The organism is Flavobacteriaceae bacterium HL-DH10 (assembly GCA_031826515.1).
GTDB lineage: Bacteria > Bacteroidota > Bacteroidia > Flavobacteriales > Flavobacteriaceae > Thalassobellus > Thalassobellus suaedae.
Map to the genome: position 1 here is coordinate 3,059,592 of CP134536.1, position 17,506 is coordinate 3,077,097.

At 31.1% G+C, this 17,506-nt stretch carries 14 protein-coding genes and 1 pseudogene; 4 read left to right on the top strand and 11 right to left on the bottom strand.

Going from position 1 to position 17,506, the window contains the following annotated elements; translation table 11 throughout:
* Positions 1-49 precede the first annotated feature (49 nt).
* The 10 genes and pseudogenes from RHP49_13130 to RHP49_13175 form a co-directional block, all read right to left on the bottom strand.
* Positions 50-790, bottom strand: a complete 741-nt coding sequence (locus tag RHP49_13130; GenBank protein ID WNH11839.1) for a shikimate dehydrogenase — start codon at positions 788-790, stop codon at positions 50-52.
* Positions 787-1,803: a DUF368 domain-containing protein gene (locus RHP49_13135; GenBank protein WNH11840.1), complete on the bottom strand. Its 1,017-nt coding sequence runs from the start codon at positions 1,801-1,803 to the stop codon at positions 787-789. Before RHP49_13135 ends, RHP49_13130 begins: the two co-directional genes overlap by 4 nt.
* Complete coding sequence (locus RHP49_13140) at positions 1,803-2,723, bottom strand: DUF368 domain-containing protein (protein WNH11841.1); 921 nt, start codon at positions 2,721-2,723, stop codon at positions 1,803-1,805. Before RHP49_13140 ends, RHP49_13135 begins: the two co-directional genes overlap by 1 nt.
* 52 nt (positions 2,724-2,775) lie before the next feature.
* Positions 2,776-4,163, bottom strand: a pseudogene (locus RHP49_13145) (tetratricopeptide repeat protein).
* A gap of 155 nt (positions 4,164-4,318) precedes the next feature.
* Positions 4,319-5,494 (bottom strand): aspartate aminotransferase family protein, encoded by a 1,176-nt coding sequence (locus tag RHP49_13150; protein ID WNH11842.1) that lies wholly within the window; start codon positions 5,492-5,494, stop codon positions 4,319-4,321.
* Positions 5,491-7,302, bottom strand: a complete 1,812-nt coding sequence (locus tag RHP49_13155; GenBank protein ID WNH11843.1) for an OstA-like protein — start codon at positions 7,300-7,302, stop codon at positions 5,491-5,493. The genes RHP49_13150 and RHP49_13155 overlap by 4 nt, the downstream gene beginning before the upstream one ends.
* A 148-nt stretch (positions 7,303-7,450) precedes the next feature.
* A complete protein-coding gene (locus RHP49_13160; protein ID WNH11844.1) occupies positions 7,451-8,734 on the bottom strand; it encodes an adenylosuccinate synthase in 1,284 nt (427 codons plus the stop codon).
* Between the two features lie 11 nt (positions 8,735-8,745).
* On the bottom strand, positions 8,746-9,198 hold the full coding sequence (locus RHP49_13165) for a transcriptional repressor (GenBank protein WNH11845.1): 453 nt from the start codon (positions 9,196-9,198) through the stop codon (positions 8,746-8,748).
* A 26-nt stretch (positions 9,199-9,224) separates the two neighbouring features.
* Positions 9,225-11,444 (bottom strand): RelA/SpoT family protein, encoded by a 2,220-nt coding sequence (locus RHP49_13170; GenBank protein ID WNH11846.1) that lies wholly within the window; start codon positions 11,442-11,444, stop codon positions 9,225-9,227.
* Positions 11,445-11,515: 71 nt separating this feature from the next.
* Entirely contained in the window at positions 11,516-12,088 is a 573-nt protein-coding gene (locus RHP49_13175) for a non-canonical purine NTP diphosphatase (protein ID WNH11847.1), read from the bottom strand.
* 169 nt (positions 12,089-12,257) lie between these two features.
* Here RHP49_13175 and RHP49_13180 point away from each other — a divergent pair, with 169 nt between their 5' ends.
* Positions 12,258-12,557 (top strand): HPF/RaiA family ribosome-associated protein, encoded by a 300-nt coding sequence (locus RHP49_13180; GenBank protein ID WNH11848.1) that lies wholly within the window; start codon positions 12,258-12,260, stop codon positions 12,555-12,557.
* 3 nt (positions 12,558-12,560) lie between these two features.
* Here RHP49_13180 and rlmH read toward each other — a convergent pair whose 3' ends face one another.
* Positions 12,561-13,034, bottom strand: a complete 474-nt coding sequence (gene rlmH, locus RHP49_13185; GenBank protein WNH11849.1) for a 23S rRNA (pseudouridine(1915)-N(3))-methyltransferase RlmH — start codon at positions 13,032-13,034, stop codon at positions 12,561-12,563.
* 130 nt (positions 13,035-13,164) lie between these two features.
* Between rlmH and nadC the strand changes: the two genes are divergently transcribed.
* The 3 genes from nadC (at position 13,165) to priA (ending at position 17,502) form a co-directional block, all read left to right on the top strand.
* Entirely contained in the window at positions 13,165-14,025 is an 861-nt protein-coding gene (gene nadC / locus RHP49_13190; GenBank protein ID WNH11850.1) for a carboxylating nicotinate-nucleotide diphosphorylase, read from the top strand.
* Between the two features lie 78 nt (positions 14,026-14,103).
* On the top strand, positions 14,104-15,045 hold the full coding sequence (locus tag RHP49_13195; protein WNH11851.1) for a YihY/virulence factor BrkB family protein: 942 nt from the start codon (positions 14,104-14,106) through the stop codon (positions 15,043-15,045).
* A 3-nt stretch (positions 15,046-15,048) separates the two neighbouring features.
* Complete coding sequence (gene priA / locus RHP49_13200) at positions 15,049-17,502, top strand: primosomal protein N' (protein WNH11852.1); 2,454 nt, start codon at positions 15,049-15,051, stop codon at positions 17,500-17,502.
* Positions 17,503-17,506 lie beyond the last annotated feature (4 nt).

Here is a 17,506-nt window from a genome sequence, read left to right on the forward strand (position 1 = left end):
TACTATTTACAAAAGAGAAGCGAGGCTTTTAATAAAATAAAAGTTTGATTTATTCTAAGTTCCAAATGGACCAAGCTTTCTCAGCCTGTAATTTTAACATGTTTAAACCGTTTTCGGTTACTGCACCATGTTCTTTTCCTAATTTAAGAAACTTAGTTTCTTCAGGGTTATAAATTAAATCGAATAAAATGTGTTGGGTTGTAATAGCGCTATATGGAATATCAGGGCAATTGTCAATGTTTGGAAAGGTACCCAAGGGGGTACAATTTATTATTATTTGGTGTTCTTTAATAACGGTTTCTGTTAGTGTGTTATAGGTATAACTAATGCCTTCAGATTGTTTTCTTGAAACATATTTGTACTCAATACCAAGTTTGTTTAAGCTGTAGGCTATGGCTTTACTAGCGCCACCAGTACCTAATATTAAAGCTTTTTTATGATGCGGCTTTAAAAGTGGTTCTATAGATTTTGAAAACCCGTAGCAGTCTGTATTGTAACCAATTAGTTTTCCTTTTTTTGTTATTTTTATCGTGTTAACAGCGCCTATCGCTTTTGCTTTTTTATTTATCTTATTTAAAAAAGGCATCACGTCTTGTTTATACGGAATGGTAACATTTAAACCTTTTAAATTTGGTGTGTCTTTTATAATTGAAGGGAATAAATTGATAGTTTCTATATCAAAATTCTCATATGTCGTGTTTTCAATATTTTCATTTTTAAACTTTTCTTTAAAATATGATCTTGAAAATGAATATGATATGTTTTTACCTAAAAGTCCTAATTTGTTCATTTGTTTATTCTCGTTTTTTGCCCGTAAATTTCTAATGCTAAAACAACAGCTATTCCTAAAAAAATAAAAGCAATGGCATAATACGTTTCTGTGTTAAATTCAGGGATGTAGCGTTTATAATTTTGTATAATTTTTGTTCCAGTTGAATCCAGTAAAAAACCACCGTTTTCATGTATTTTAAAAATAGTTTTTTTCCATGGCCAGACGACACCCAGAGAACCAACTATAAAACCAATAATAGCAGAAAGTGTAATACTTTTGTAATGTTTTAAAATATAGCTTAGTGCATGAGAAAAAGTAACTAAGCCTGTTACTGAACCTAATGTAAATGCAATTAAAACTTTTAGCATTCTTAAGCGTTCTATATTTTCAATAAAGCTGAAATCCCCTCCCAGAATTTCATAGCTTGTATCGTATAATGCGTTTACTGAATCTACCAAAAGAAGCACATAATTTCCTAAAATAATGAGTATAAATGAACCGGAAAAGCCTGGGAGTGTCATACCAGAAACACTAATAATACCACAAAAGAATACAAACCAGAGATTGTCGTTTTCTTTTGCTGGATTTAAAAAGCTGATACTTAAACCTAAAATAATTCCAATAGCTAGTGATGTGTATGTTTTATAATTCCAATCTTTAAAATCTTTATTAATATAATAAATGGAGCCTATAATCATTCCGAAAAACACACTCCAAACATAAAGTTCATAATGCATTATAAGATAATCTAAAACTTTAGAAACACTAAAGTAACTTATTATCATTCCTAGGAAAAGCAACCCTAAAAAGCGTCCGTTTACATAATTGAAAAAGCTTTTAAAACGTCCATTGATAAGTAACATAAAAGCTTTACCGTTAACCTTTTTTAACGAATAAATAAACTCTTCATAAAAACCAGCAACAAAAGCAACAACACCACCAGATACGCCAGGAACTTTATTAGCAGCTCCCATGCCTAATCCTTTTAGAATAAGAAAAAGTTTGTCGGTTAATGTTCTAGTTTCTTGCATTACTGTTTTTTGGTGCCTAATCTTTCTAATATAAAAATAGTTAAAAATCCAATAATCATTAAAGCAACAGCAAAAACGATTTGATTATCGCCATTAAAAGAAAAAGGAGATATGCTTTCTTGTAATAAGGGTATTTTAATGCCTTTTGAATTTGTATATGAAGTCAATGTTTTTTTCCATGGCCAAACTTTATTAAGAGAGCCAAAAATAAAGCCTGTAAGAATTGCTAAAGTTACATTGTGATAATTTTTAAAAAGCCATTTTAAAAGATGACTAAAACTTAATAAGCCAATTAAGGCACCCAAAGTGAAAATGGCTATTTTTTTTATATCGAAATCATGTAGAGCATTACTTAAGGTTTTATAAGCTCCTAGAATAATGAGTATAAATGATCCTGAGATTCCTGGTAAAATCATAGCACAGATAGCGATGGATCCAGCTATAAATAAGTATAATAAACTATCGTTGCTTGCAAGTGCCGGAAGAGATGTAACGTAGTAAGCACTAATACCACCTATTACTAATGCAATAATAACTGTTATATTCCACTTAGTTATTTGTTTCCCAATAAAATAAATACTTGCTATAATGAGACCAAAAAAGAACGCCCAAATTAAAACAGGATGATTTTCTAATAAATATTTAGCAAGTCTCATAATTGATACAAAGCTGATAATAATACCGCCTAAAAGCGCTAAAATAAAATTACCGTTTATTTCGTTCCAAAACGGTTTTATGCCTTTACTAAAAAGGGTTTTAAAAAGAGATGGTTTTACGTTGCTAATTGTAGTAATTAATTCTTCATAAATACCAGAAATAAAAGCTATAGTACCACCTGAAACTCCAGGAACGGCATCTGCCGCACCCATCGCTATTCCTTTAAGAGAAATAATTAAATAATCTTTTAAGCGTCTCTGCATGTATTGATTTTTATAAGTAAACCAAAGATATGTATTTTAACACGACGATTAATTATAGATTTGTTTTTAGTAAATTTTTAACAAGTATTTTGTTAGAAACTTCAGGAAAAAGTTCTTCAATAATAAAGGTATATTCTTCATTATGTTTTAACCCGTTTTTTAAATAAAAAGCACCTTTATCATTTTCGTTTAGAGAAAAATATAACCCTGCTAAGCGGTATTCTATTTCAGCATTATCAGGATGAAATTCTAAAGCTTGTTCAAAATTATATTTGGCGGCTTCAGGCTCACCCAATTTAATTAATAAATCACCTCGAGACAACCAAGTATTTAATTCATAATTGCCTAATTCTAATGTTTTTTTAAATCCACGTTCTGCTTCTTCATAAAAATTTAAACGTTGATTAATATGAGAATATAGTTTCCAATATATTACATTTTCACTATCAATATTAATCGCTTTATTAATGTAGTATAAGGCTTTTTGGTAATTCTTTTTTTGTTATAATATCTAGTAATAGCTATCCAACCTTTGTCTAACAAGGGGTCTTCGTGTACTGTTCTATCATAATATTGAAGTGCTAATTCATCATTATTTAATTTCTCATAACAATTTCCAATTCGTAATAACGCAAATGAAGTAGGATCGTCTAATTTAAGCGTAATACTATAGTTTTCTATAGCTTCTTCATAGCGTTTTAATTTCTCAAGAACTTTACCACGCTCGAGATAGGCTCCTAAAAAAGTGTCGTCTGAAATAATTGCAAAATCAAATGCTGTTAATGCTTTTTTATATTCTTTTAAAGTGAAATACTGTTTGCCTAATTGATGCCATGCCACTTCGCAATATGGATTTTTGTCCAAGAATATATTTAAATATTCTATAGCATCCTCATTCTGATTTAAAAATTCAAAGCAATAAATAATATTATATAGAGCAGAGTAGTCTTCAGTATCTTCCTCTAAGCATTTCATGAAATATATTTTGGCATCTTCAAATTGATCTAGAAATAAATATTCCATTCCTATTAAAGAATACAAATCAACAACATCATCAGTAAGCTCTATAGCAGTTTTTAAGACTTCAATAGCTTGTAAATGTTCGTCTTTTTTAGATAATATATTTGCCTTTTGAATAAAAATTTCTTCATTCATAGGGTCTAAACTATAAAGCTCATTTAACAATGTATCTGCTTCAATTAGTTTGTCTTCAAATACATAAATTTCTACTTTGAAAAGCCTTAAATTAATAGAGGTAGGGTGCTGGTCTAAACCAAGTTTTATAGCTTTTTTCGCCAATGCAATTTTACCTTGATTAAGATAATAATGAATGATGTTTTCAAATTCTTCCGAATCGAAGAATAAAATACGATTTGTTTTTAACATCGATTCAAACTTAGTAAGCGGCAAGTTGTTATTGTCATTATGACTAAACTCCATAAGCACATTTGTAAGGTTTCTACCAGAATAAATTTAAGATTCTATTCTATTTTACAGAGGTAATTTGGTAAATGTTTTTAACAAAGTAATGAACAAGTGTAAGTTTTGGGGTGTTCTGTTCTGATTTTTAGTGTGTTGAAGGTGTTTGGTTAGTGTTAAATATTGTTTAAAATATCGATAATTATAGAACAACCTTTGGTTATTTCCTCATTTGAGATCGTTAATGGTGGTGTGATTCTTACTGCTTTAGGTTCAAAAAGTAACCAAAATAAGATTAAACCTTGGTCTTGACTTTTTAAAACTAATGAATTAGTTATGGTTTCTGATGGTGTAATGATGGCTAGCATAAGACCAATGCCTCTAATTTCTTTAATTAAAGGGTGTACTAAAAGTTTTCTAAATAGTAGTTCCTTTTCTAATGCTTGCTGCATTAATTTACTATTTGTAATTTCTTTTAAAGTAGCTAAGGCAGAAGCCGCAATCACTGGGTGTCCACCAAATGTAGTTATATGTCCTAATTTAGGATTGTTCATTAATAAGTCCATCAAACTACTTGAAGCCGTAAATGCTCCTATGGGCATACCACCACCTAATGCTTTACCTGTAACTAATATATCTGGTATGCAATTATAATTTTGAAAACCAAAAAGGGTTCCTGTTCTGCCTAGCCCTGGTTGAATTTCATCTAAAATTAAAAGTGCTCCAACTTTATCACATTGTGCTCTAACTTTTTCTAAATAGTTGTTTTTAGGAACAATGAAACCAGCGCCTCCTTGTATGGTTTCTAAAATCACACAAGCTGTTTTTGTTGTTATATGTTGTAAATCTTTTTCGTTATTGAATTCTATAAATCTAATATCGGGTAATAATGGTCTAAAGGCTTGTTTGCGTTCTTCGTACCCCATGATGCTTAAAGAGCCCATAGTATTACCATGATAGGCTTTATTGGCTGCAATAATCTCGCTGCGTCCTGTTGCTCTACGAGCTAGTTTTAATGCGCCTTCAATAGCTTCGGTGCCAGAATTGGTTAAATAGGTTTTACTTAATGATTCAGGAAGATTTTTTGCTAATAATTTGGCTAGTTCTACTGCTGGTTTTTGAGCATATTCGCCATAAACCATGACATGCATATATTTGTCTAGTTGGTCTTTAATGGCGCTAACTACTTTGGGATGATTGTGACCTAGCGGACAAGCAGAAACTCCCGCAACAAAATCAAGATATGCTTTGTTATTGGTGTTGTAAATATAACTTCCTTTGGCATGAGAAATTTCCATAGCCAATGGATGAGATGATGTTTGAGCTTGATATTTTAAGAAGTCTTCCTTCATTTAGTTTTTTTTATAACTTTATTTGAATTAAGGACTTGCTTTCTGTTTTTTATGTTTTTAGGCAAGCTTCTAGAGGCTTTTGGTGTTTTGTCTTTGTCTTTAGGAGTTGCGTCTTCAGTTTCAGCTTCTATATCAGCTTTTTTAATGCGTTTTAGTAGTTCTTCATCAAAGAAATCTTCTTGAGGAATATAATCGTCCAATCCTTCTATTATTGGCAAAACCAAAGGTTCATCATCTTTAAATAAATCTTCAACACTTAGTGGGCGTTCATCTTCTCTCCAGTCAAATCCTTTTAGTATTTTTTCTTTTTCTGGGTATTGAGATTCTGGATACATTTTTGCATCAATTTGATTTATTCTATTGTATTCTTCAATGTCTCCATTTTCAAATAGCATATGAATACTTCCTGACTTTGCTTTATCTATACCAACAAGTTCATCTTTATCATTTCTAACATAAAAAATAGATTCGGCATTTTTGTTAATATTTATTTTTCGTAAAATGTTTTCATCATTAAACCATCCTTTTAAATGCATGCCATAAATTTGGCTGTACCCATTTTCACTAAGGGTATCTTTACTTATAATAAACGCATTATTGTAAACTAACAGCGAGTCTAATTTCTCAGTTTTTGGGTTCGATATTAAATGAATAGTATCGCCTGTCATTTGACTTTTTATATTCCAAAGGATGGGTCTGCGTTTTGTAGAAAAGGCATCACTAGAATCAAAACGGTCTAAGTTAATTAATTGAGTTAATCCTGTTTTTTGATCGGCGTGTATAGAATCGGCTTTAGCACTTATATCCGACTTATAAAGTTTGGCATTATAATATGCTTTTACGATTCTATGCTCAGGTTTACCTGTTACCATAATTTTATCGGCATGCATATAAATAGAATCGTTTTCTTGAACTGTTATTGCTAAAGCTCTTTTAGTGATGAAAAGGGAGTCTTTTTCTTTAAATACTTCGGCGTAATGCCCTTTTATAATACTATGGTTTATCGTATCTGTTACTTTTATATTATTGGAAGCAGAAGCAAAACTTGTGTTGTTATCAAAGTATAAACTGTCTCCAAGAATTTCTCTATCATCGTAATCTATTTTTGCGTTTTTAAGTGCGTATCCTACTTTGTTTTCAGTATCATAAAACCCTTTTTCGCAATAGGTTTTACTTGTTTCTGTAGTTATGGTTGAAGGACCAAATAAATAGGCGAGACCTGTATCTGAATAAAAATCAAAAAAGTTTGAATTTATAGTGGCGTCTTTATTTACAAGAACTACATCTTCTACAAATTGATACTTTTTAAGATTCATATAATAGCGACCTATTTTACTGGTAATAGTTCCTGATGAGTCTTTTACTACCGTTCCTCCGCTTTTGTAGAATGTTTGTTGTTTTAGCTTGTCATAATATAAAGTATCGGATGTAATGGTAGAACTAGGGTCTGTTAAAACAACATCGCCACTGGCAAATGCTAATTCTGTTTTACCGCTATATTCAATATATTTAGAGGTCATATTGATAGTATCACCCTCAATCATTTTTACATGTCCGAAAGCTTCAATAAATTTTTCCTTACTATAATGAATTGCTCTGTCACACCATAAATCGATGCTACCATGTTTTATATGAACCTGCTGGGAATCATCACGGGTAAAAATTTGTGCTCCAGGATATTTTACTTCATCAAAATCTAAAAAGCCAGAATATGGAATTTCAATTTTCTTTTTTTCTTGAGCTTGCAAGTTTGTTATTGAAACAAAACTAAAAAGGATTATAAAAAATATAGATGGTAGTCTATTCAAAATATAAAAGATTTGTGACAAAAATAACGATAATAATAATGTTTAATTATCTGTTGGCTTTTTTTTGTGATTTAAATAGGTATTAGTTTGAAGCAAAAAACGCTCCAAAAATAAATTGGAGCGTTTTTAATATATTTAAAGCTTTATATTAAGCTAATTGCTGTCTGAAAATAGTCTGTTTTCTATCTGGTCCAACAGATACAATAGTAATAGGAATTTCTAATTCTTTTTCTAAAAACTCAATATAATCATTTAATGATTTAGGTAATTGAGAAGCTTCAGACATGCCTGTTAAATCTTCTTGCCAACCAGAAACCTCTGTGTAAATAGGTTCAATGTTTTCTGGATCAATATTATAAGGGAAGTGTTCTATAACTTCGCCTTTGTATTTATAAGCTGTACATACTTTTAAGGTTTTAAAACCAGAAAGTACATCGCCTTTCATCATCATTAATTGGGTGACACCATTAACTTGACAAGCATATTTTAGTGCTACTAAATCTAACCAGCCACAACGTCTTGGTCTTCCTGTAGTAGCTCCAAATTCATTACCAACACGACTCATGGTTTCTCCGTCTTCATCAAATAATTCGGTTGGGAATGGACCTGAACCTACACGTGTAGTATATGCTTTAAAAATCCCAAAAACTTCTCCTATTTGGTTAGGAGCAACTCCTAAACCGGTACAAGCACCTGCAGCAGTAGTATTACTTGAAGTTACAAAAGGATAAGTTCCAAAATCTATATCTAATAAAGAACCTTGAGCACCTTCTGCAAGAATGGTTTTTCCAGATTTTTGTGCTTGATACACATATTCTTCAGAGTCTATGAATTTTAAAGATTTTAAAACATCTATAGCTTTAAAGAATTCGGTTTCAAGTTCTTTTAAATTATATTCAATATCTACATCGTAGAACGCAATCATAGATTCATGTTTGTCGGCTAAAGCTCTGTAGCGTTCTTTCCAATCGCTTAATTCTAAATCGCCTACACGAATACCGTTTCTACCCGTTTTATCCATATAAGTTGGACCAATACCTTTTAATGTAGAGCCAATTTTAGCTTTTCCTTTAGAAGCTTCACTAGCTGCATCAAGTAAACGGTGTGTTGGTAAAATAATATGTGCTTTGCGAGAAATAACTAAAGATTTTCTATAATCTACATCTTGCTCTTCAAGTTTATCTAACTCACCTTTAAAGATAACAGGGTCTATAACCACGCCATTACCTACTAAGTTGGTTTTACCTTCGTGAAAAATACCTGAAGGAATGGTGTGTAAAACATGTTTTTTTCCGTTAAATACAAGAGTGTGTCCTGCATTTGGACCTCCTTGAAAACGTGCAATAATATTGTAGTTAGAGGTAAGTACGTCAACAATTTTTCCTTTGCCTTCGTCTCCCCATTGTAATCCTAGTAGTAAATCTACTGCCATTGTAAAATTAGTTAATTGGTTGATTTTCTATTTCCGTAAAAATAAAGTGAATGATTGTTAATTTCGATATCGAAAACTTCTTCGATTGTTTTTTTGATAGATTGAATTCTTGGATCACAGAACTCAATAACTTCTCCGGTATCGGTTAGTATGATGTGATCGTGTTGTCTATCAAAATAAGATTTTTCGTAATGTGCTTGATTTTGACCAAATTGATGTTTTCTTACCAAGCCACATTCAAGAAGTAATTCTATAGTATTGTATAAAGTAGCACGAGAAACGCGATACTTTTTATTTTTCATATTAAGATATAATGATTCTATATCAAAATGCTCTGTGCTGTTGTAAATTTCTTGTAGTATAGCGTAACGCTCCGGTGTTTTTCGGTGCCCGTTATTTTCTAAAAAGTTTGTAAATACACTTTTTACTATGTCTTGATTTTTTGTATCTGCCTTTGCATTCATAATTTCGTCGCAAATTTACACTTTTTTTACACTCTAGTAACCTTATCTATACCATTAATTTTTTTTAGCTTCTCTATAAGCTTTTTTACAAGCGTTTTATTTTTAACAACAACGCTGATTTTTCCTGAAAATAACCCATCATCACTATCAAAACTTAAGCTCTTCATATTCACGTGCATATTTCCAGAAATAACCTTAGTAATATCATTTACTAATCCTATATGATCTATTCCTGTGATAGTAATTTGCGCTGCAAATTCTTGCTGAGTAGAATCCACCCACTTAGCAAGCATAATTCTATAGGCGTAGTTAGATTGTAAAGTTAAAGCGTTTGGGCAATTTTTTTTATGAACTTTTATGCCTTCTGTTACTGTTAAAAACCCAAAAACATCATCGCCTGGAATAGGGTTGCAACAATTTGATAGTTTATAATCTAGTTTCTCTTCTTCTTTTCCAAATACTAGTGAATCATACTTAGCGGTTACTTCATCTTTTTCTAAATCTTCTTTTTTAACATTTGCTTTTCTGGTTATTTTATTTTTAATAAAACTCATTAAAGCATTGTTTCTTGAAGACGCATAATCTTTAATCATGGGATTGTCTATGGTTCCTAACCCCACTCTATAAAATAAGTCTAAACTTGTATTAAGTTTAAAATAATTAACAAGTTCGTTAATAGAGTTTTCATTTAAAGAAATTTTAAGTTGTTTCAATTTTCTTCTTAAAATTTCTTTACCTTCTTCTCCAATACGCTTTTTATCTTCTTTTAAAGCAGATTTGATTTTACCTCTAGCCCTTGCAGTTGTTGCATAATCTAACCAGTTTGCATTTGGTTTGGCACTTTCGGAAGTTAAAATATCTACTTGGTCGCCACTGTTGAGTTCATGACTTAAAGGAACAAGTTTGCCGTTTACTTTAGCGCCGCGTGTTTTCATACCAACTTCGGTATGAATGCTAAAAGCAAAATCTAATGACGTTGCTCCTTTTGGTAGCGACTTTAAATCTCCAGCAGGTGTGAATACAAAGATTTCTTTTGAATATAAATTGAGTTTGAACTGCTCAACAAAATCTACAGCATTTGTTTCTGGGTTTTCTAGAGCTTCCTGTAGCCTGTTTATCCAGCCTTCTAAATTATCTTCTTTTTCGTTTTCTTGTTTGTATTTGTAATGAGCAGCATAACCTTTTTCTGCAATTTCGTTCATGCGCTCACTTCGTATTTGCACTTCTACCCAACGTCCTTTTGGCCCCATTACAGTAATGTGTAATGCTTCGTACCCTGTGCCTTTTGGAGAAGAAATCCAGTCGCGTAAACGTATTGGGTTTGGTCTAAAATGATCTGTTACTATAGAGTAGATTTTCCAAGCTAAAAACTTTTCATTGGCAGCATCACTTTTGTAAATAATTCTGATGGCAAATTTATCATAGACTTCATCAAAAGAGACACCTTGCTTCATCATTTTTTTTCTTATTGAAAAAATTGATTTTGGACGTCCTTTTATAGTATAGTTAAAATGCTCTTTATCTAAAGAATTTTTTATTACATCACTAAATTGTTCAATGTATTTATCTTGTTCTTCTTTACTTTCTTTTGTTTTATTTAAAATATCGAAATAAACCTCTGGCTCGGTATATTTTAGGGCTAAATCTTCTAATTCAGTTTTTATGTTATAAAGACCAATTCTGTGTGCTAATGGCGCGTATATATATAAGGTTTCTGATGCTATTTTTTCTTGCTTATCTGCACGCATAGCATCCATTGTCTGCATATTGTGAAGTCTATCGGCAATCTTAATAATAATAACACGTACATCATCATTAAGTGTAAGTAGCATTTTTCTGAAATTTTCAGCTTGTAAAGACACATCCATGTCTTTTTCTTTGCTTAATGATGAAATTTTAGTAAGTCCATCAACAATAGTTGCTACAGTTTTTCCGAATAGTTTATCAATATCTTCAATGTTGTAATCAGGACTGTCTTCAACCACATCATGAAGTAGTGCAGATGCTATAGAGGTAGCATCTAATCCTATTTCTTGTGCAACAATTTTAGCCACAGCAATAGGATGAAATATATAAGCTTCGCCAGATTTTCTGCGTTGATTTTTATGGCCATCCAAGGCTATATCAAAAGCTTTTCTAATAAGTTTCTTATCGTCGTTAGTAAGTGTTGTATAACTAACTTTTAATAACTCTTTGTAGGCTTTGGTAATGGCTGCGTTTTCTTTTTCTATTTCTTCCTCTGTCATAAATTAAAAATAGCATAAAGAAAATTAACAACCAACAGGATTCTAGTTTTTGTTAAGATTTTTTTTAGGATTTAAGAATTTAAAAATTCTACTAATTGATTCACTGCCTTACCACGATGCCCAATACTGTTTTTTGCACTTAAATCCATTTCGGCAAATGTTTGTTTGTGTCCGTTTGGTTGAAAAATAGGGTCGTATCCAAAGCCTTTTTCGCCGTGTTTGCTAGTTGTAATTTTGCCTTCGCAAATGCCGGTAAAGTTATATTGCTTGTTATTAAGTATTAAACTAATAACTGTTTTAAATTGAGCATTTCTGTTGTCAATACCGTTTAAGTTTTTGAGTAATAAATTCATGTTATCGTTTGCGTCACGTTTTTCACCTGCATAACGCGCTGAATAAACTCCAGGATTACCATTTAGTAATTCAACTTCAAGACCAGTATCGTCTGCAAAACAATCGTAACCATAATGATCTTTTATAAATTGAGCTTTTTGAATAGCATTACCTTCAATAGTATTTTGAGTTTCAGGAATATCTTCAAAGCAACCTATATCTTTTAAGCTTAAAAGTTTAATATGACTAGGTATTAAAGATTGAACTTCTTTGAGTTTATTAAGATTATTTGTAGCGAAAACGAGTTCCATAGGTATTTGAATATATATAGCAAAAATACTATTATAATTATTTAAAGTAATAAGGTCAGATTAAATTTCTAGTGAAAAAAATACAATCATTTTATGATTTTTGTTATTTAGATTTATTTTAAAACTTGTATCTTAGGATAGAATTATTAACCCAAAAAAAGTATTGATTATGACAGTAAATTTCGAATATGTAGGAGTGGATGTAAGTGAAACACTTTCAGCTTTCACAGAAGATAAATTAGAGAAATTATTTAATAGATATGAATTTTTAATAAATGCAACGGTTCGTTTTAAACAAGAAGAAAATCAGCATGATGCGGGTAAAATTTGTAATATAGAATTAAGTTTGCCTGGACCTAGAATTTTTGCAACCTCAAATGAGCGTAATTTTGAAATATCTGTAAGAGAGTCTATTAGTGACTTAGAGCGACAATTAAAAAAGCGCAAACAAGTTTATAAAACGTTCTAAGTATTATCTGTGATGATAAGGTTCATTTTTTAAAATAGTGAATCCTCTATAAAGTTGTTCGATAATAAATAGTCTAACCATTTGATGGGAAAATGTCATTTTAGATAATGATATTTTCCCATTCGATTTTTTATAAATTTCTTCCGAAAAGCCATAAGGACCTCCAATAACAAAAACAAGTTGTTTAATACCCGAGTTCATATGTTTTTGTAAGTATGTTGAAAATCCAACCGAATCTAATTGTTTTCCGTTTTCATCCAATAAAATTAAGATATCTGTATTATTAAGTTTCTTTAAAATAAGTTCGCCTTCTTTTTGTTTTTGCTGTTCTTCGCTTAGATTTTTTACATTTTTTATATCAGGAATAATGTCTAAAGAGAAATTAATATAAAACCCTAAACGCTTTTGGTAGTCGTTAATTAAGGCTTGAAGTTCTTTATTGTCTGTTTTGCCTATGGCGAGTAATTTGATAGTCATATAACAAAATTACTATTTACTATTTATGAATAATGTATTTAAATAAGAAAAAAACATAAAATTCATAAATCTAATATTTAATAAAGTAAATCAATTTCTTATTTTTGTTAAAATAAATTAACCGAAAAATATGATTACACAAGAACAATTTGATAGCGAAGTTAAAAGGATAATTGCAAATGCGATTAAAGAAGATGTAGGGGATGGTGATCATAGTTCATTAGCTTGTATTCCAGAAAATGCAAGAGGAAGAGCTAAGCTTTTAGTAAAAGATAAAGGAATTATAGGCGGGGTTAATTTTGCTAAAAAAGTTTTTGCTTACGTTGATAAAAGATTAAAGCTTGATATTCTTATAGAAGATGGTACAGAAGTTACCTATGGCGATATTGTTATGTATGTTGAAGGCCCATCTCAATCTATTTTAAAAGCGGAGCGTACCGTTTTAAATGCTATGCAGCGTATGAGTGCCATTGCAACAAAAACCAGAATGTTTGTAGATTTATTAAAAGGCACAAAAACCAGAATTTTAGATACACGAAAAACGACTCCATGTATTCGTGTTTTAGAAAAATGGGCTGTAAAAATTGGAGGTGGAGAAAATCATAGATTTGCTTTATATGATATGATTATGCTAAAGGATAATCATATAGATTTTGCTGGTGGTATTACTAAAGCTATAGATATGGCAAAAGAATACTTGAAGGAAACTGGCAAAAATCTAGATATTATGGTTGAAGCTAGAAATTTAACTGAAGTAGAAGAAATTTTACAAAGTGATGGTGTTTATAGAATTTTAATTGATAATTTCGATTATGAAGACACAAGAAAAGCTGTAAAAATGATAGGAGATAAATGCCTTACAGAGTCTTCCGGAAATATTAATGAAGCAACAATACGTCATTATGCCGAATGTGGCGTAAACTATATATCTTGTGGAGCTTTAACGCATTCGGTACATAATATGGATTTAAGTTTAAAGGCAGTAAAATAATTAGCTTAAAAAATAAGTTAATAATTGCATTCCTCTTTATTTTAATAACTTTGTTATAAATTTTAATGCAAATTATTAATGACAAAACCTATTGAAGACAAACTAGATAAAATTCCTGTAATTAATATCTTAGTGCGGTTTTTTAAAAAAATTAAATTACCAGGTCTAGAAGGTTTGTCTTTTTATGATTTGTTAGAATTATATATAACAGGTATTGTAAAAGGGGCATTAACAGCGAGAGCAAGTGCCATAGCTTTTAATTTTTTTACGGCGTTATTTCCTTTTTTATTATTTATTTTAATAATAATACCTTATGTGCCTATTGACGATTTTAAAATTGAATTTTTACGCTTTTTAGAATCGTTTTTACCCCCTACAACTTCCGATTTTTTCTTTCAAAATATTTTTGAAAATATAGATCAATCACAGCGAGGAGGGTTGTTGTCGTCCGTTTTTATTTTATCAATTGTTTTAATGGCAAATGGTGTTAGTGCTGTTTTTTCTGGTTTTGAAAGTTCTTATCATGAGCAATTAATACGTAATGTCTTTCGTCAATACTTATTTGCTTTAGGTATTGCTTTAATATTAGCCTTTTTACTTATAATCACTATTATTGTTTTAGGTTATTTTCAAATTTATGTAGTGCAAAAATTGTTAGACACCTTAGAAGGACAAGGCTATGAGGTAGCGTCACAAGGTGTGTTTTGGTTTGATGTTGTTAAGTATTTGTTTTTTGTGATTATGGTGTATTTGGCAACAGCAACATTGTATTATTTTGGAACAAAAGAAGGAAAACATTCTAGTTTCTTTTCGGTGGGCGCTTTGTTTACCACTCTTCTTATTATACTAACTTCATATTTATTTGGTGTTTATATTGAAAATTTTTCCCAATACAATAAATTATATGGGTCTATTGGGGCGCTCTTAATCTTATTGTTTTATTTGTGGCTTAATTCTAATATTTTATTGCTAGGTTACGAATTAAATGCATCTTTGAATAAACTACGTAAAATGTATTAGTTTATGCAGTATTTTATAGATGTTATCATTCCTATTCCGCTTAAAAAACTATTTACTTATGGCATAACAGCTTCTGAAGCTGAATTCTTAAAAGCTGGAATGCGTGTTGCAGTGCCTTTTGGGAAATCGAAAATATATACAGGTATTGTTTTCAGTATACATAATGATGCGCCAACTGCATACGAAGCTAAAGATATTCAACAAATTTTAGATGAAACGCCTATTGTAAATGCAAAGCAATTGCAATTATGGCAATGGATCGCTAATTATTACATGTGTACTTTAGGTGATGTTATGCGTGCTGCTTTGCCTAGTGGTTTTATTTTAGAAAGTGAAACAGTAATTACTAAAAGTAATAGTATAACAATTGATGAGTCTGTTTTAAAAGACGATGAGTTTTTGGTTTATGAAGCGTTACAGCATCAGTCTTCATTAAAAATTCATGATATTTCTAATATCCTTGATAAAAAGAATGTGCTTCCAGTAATTAAGCGACTTATTGAAAAGGAAGCTATTTCGGTAGAAGAAGAAGTCTATGAAAAATACAAACCTAAGTTAGTTAGATATGTGAAATTGAATGCTAATTTTTCTTCAGAAACAGCGCTTAGGCAATTATTAGATGATTTAAGCAGAGCGCCAAAGCAAAAACAGGTAGTTATGACCTTGTTTTCCGTATCTGCAACAACAAAGAAACCCGTAAAAGTTTCCGATTTATCTAATGAAAGTGATGCTTCTTCTTCCATTATAAAAACGTTAATAGACAAAGGCATTTTTGAAGAATACCATATTCAAACAGATCGCGTACAATATTCAGGAGAAGATAATGAGGACACAAAACATCTTAACACTTACCAAGAAACAGCATTAATAGAGGTAAAAGAGTCTTTTAAAACTCATAATGTTTCATTGCTACATGGTGTAACATCATCTGGTAAAACCGAAGTATATGTGAAGCTTATTGAAGACGCACTTAGTGCTGGCAAACAGGTTTTGTATTTATTGCCAGAAATTGCACTTACCACACAATTAGTTACCAGACTTCAAAATTATTTTGGAGAGCAAGTAGCTGTTTTTCATTCTAAATACTCAACGCATGAACGTGTTGAGGTTTGGAATAACGTTTTAAATCATTCCGCGAAAGCGAAAATAGTTTTAGGCGCACGCTCTTCTATATTTTTACCTTTCGATAATTTAGGATTAATTGTAGTAGATGAGGAGCATGAGCAGTCGTTTAAACAATTTGATCCTGCACCGCGATATCATGCAAGAGACACGGCTATTGTGTTGGCTTATATGCATGAAGCTAAAATACTATTAGGGTCGGCAACTCCGAGTTTAGAAAGCTATTTTAATGCCAAACAAAATAAATATGGTTTTGTAGAATTAATGCATCGTTTTAATGATGTTTTAATGCCTGATATTGAATTGGTAGATATTAAAGATAAGCTAAAAAAGAAGCTTATGAAAGGGCATTTTAGCGATCGACTTATTGGAGAAATGACCGAAACTTTGCAGGAAGGACACCAAATTATATTGTTTCAAAATAGACGCGGATTTTCTCCTATAGTGGAGTGTAATACTTGTGGTGTATCTCCGCAATGCTCTAATTGTGATGTGAGTTTAACGTATCATCAATATAGACATCAATTACGTTGTCATTACTGCGGATATGTAGAAGCGATGCTAAAAAAATGTAAAGCATGCGGAAGTAGTGAGATAGATAGTAAAGGTTTTGGTACCGAGCAAATTGAAGCAGAGGTGAAGTTGTTGTTTCCAGATTATAATGTGGCTAGAATGGATTTAGATACCACGCGAGGAAAATATGGTTACGAAAAGATTATTACAGCACTAGAGCAGCAAGAAATAGATATTTTGGTTGGCACACAAATGCTTACTAAAGGCTTAGATTTTAGAAATGTCAAGCTTGTTGGTATTATGAATGCTGATAATATGTTGAACTTTCCAGATTTTAGAGCACATGAACGAAGTTTTCAGTTGATGTTGCAAGTAGCTGGTAGGGCTGGACGTACTGAAGAACGCGGTAAAGTTTTAATTCAAACCTATAATCCGTACCATAATATATTACAGCAAGTGTCTACTAATAATTATGTAGATATGTTTAACGAACAAATGAACGATCGTTATAATTTTAAATACCCACCAGTTTATAAGCAAATAAAAATAACTCTAAAGCATAAAGATTATAATAGGGTGGAAACCGCATCTATTTGGTTTGCTAAATCGTTACGGCAACTTTTTGCTGATTTTGTTTTAGGACCAGAATCGCCACCTGTAGCTAGAATTAGAAATCAGTTTCATAAAAACATATTGGTTAAGATTCCTAAAAACCAATCGTTATCAAAAACTAAAGAAGCTATTGCTAAAATAAACAACAGCTTCTTTAGTATTAAGGATTTTAGGTCAGTTAAAGTAATATTAAATGTCGATAACTTCTAGTGAA

Bases quoted from the DNA above. Each gene is read 5' to 3' on its own strand.
- RHP49_13195 (WNH11851.1), top strand. From the start codon at position 14,104: ATGACAAAACCTATTGAAGACAAACTAGATAAAATTCCTGTAATTAAT.
- RHP49_13160 (WNH11844.1), bottom strand. From the start codon at position 8,734: ATGGCAGTAGATTTACTACTAGGATTACAATGGGGAGACGAAGGCAAA.
- nadC (WNH11850.1), top strand. From the start codon at position 13,165: ATGATTACACAAGAACAATTTGATAGCGAAGTTAAAAGGATAATTGCA.
- RHP49_13150 (WNH11842.1), bottom strand. From the start codon at position 5,494: ATGAAGGAAGACTTCTTAAAATATCAAGCTCAAACATCATCTCATCCA.
- RHP49_13130 (WNH11839.1), bottom strand. From the start codon at position 790: ATGAACAAATTAGGACTTTTAGGTAAAAACATATCATATTCATTTTCA.
- RHP49_13135 (WNH11840.1), bottom strand. From the start codon at position 1,803: ATGCAAGAAACTAGAACATTAACCGACAAACTTTTTCTTATTCTAAAA.
- RHP49_13180 (WNH11848.1), top strand. From the start codon at position 12,258: ATGACAGTAAATTTCGAATATGTAGGAGTGGATGTAAGTGAAACACTT.
- RHP49_13165 (WNH11845.1), bottom strand. From the start codon at position 9,198: ATGAATGCAAAGGCAGATACAAAAAATCAAGACATAGTAAAAAGTGTA.
- RHP49_13170 (WNH11846.1), bottom strand. From the start codon at position 11,444: ATGACAGAGGAAGAAATAGAAAAAGAAAACGCAGCCATTACCAAAGCC.
- RHP49_13140 (WNH11841.1), bottom strand. From the start codon at position 2,723: ATGCAGAGACGCTTAAAAGATTATTTAATTATTTCTCTTAAAGGAATA.
- RHP49_13175 (WNH11847.1), bottom strand. From the start codon at position 12,088: ATGGAACTCGTTTTCGCTACAAATAATCTTAATAAACTCAAAGAAGTT.
- priA (WNH11852.1), top strand. From the start codon at position 15,049: ATGCAGTATTTTATAGATGTTATCATTCCTATTCCGCTTAAAAAACTA.
- rlmH (WNH11849.1), bottom strand. From the start codon at position 13,034: ATGACTATCAAATTACTCGCCATAGGCAAAACAGACAATAAAGAACTT.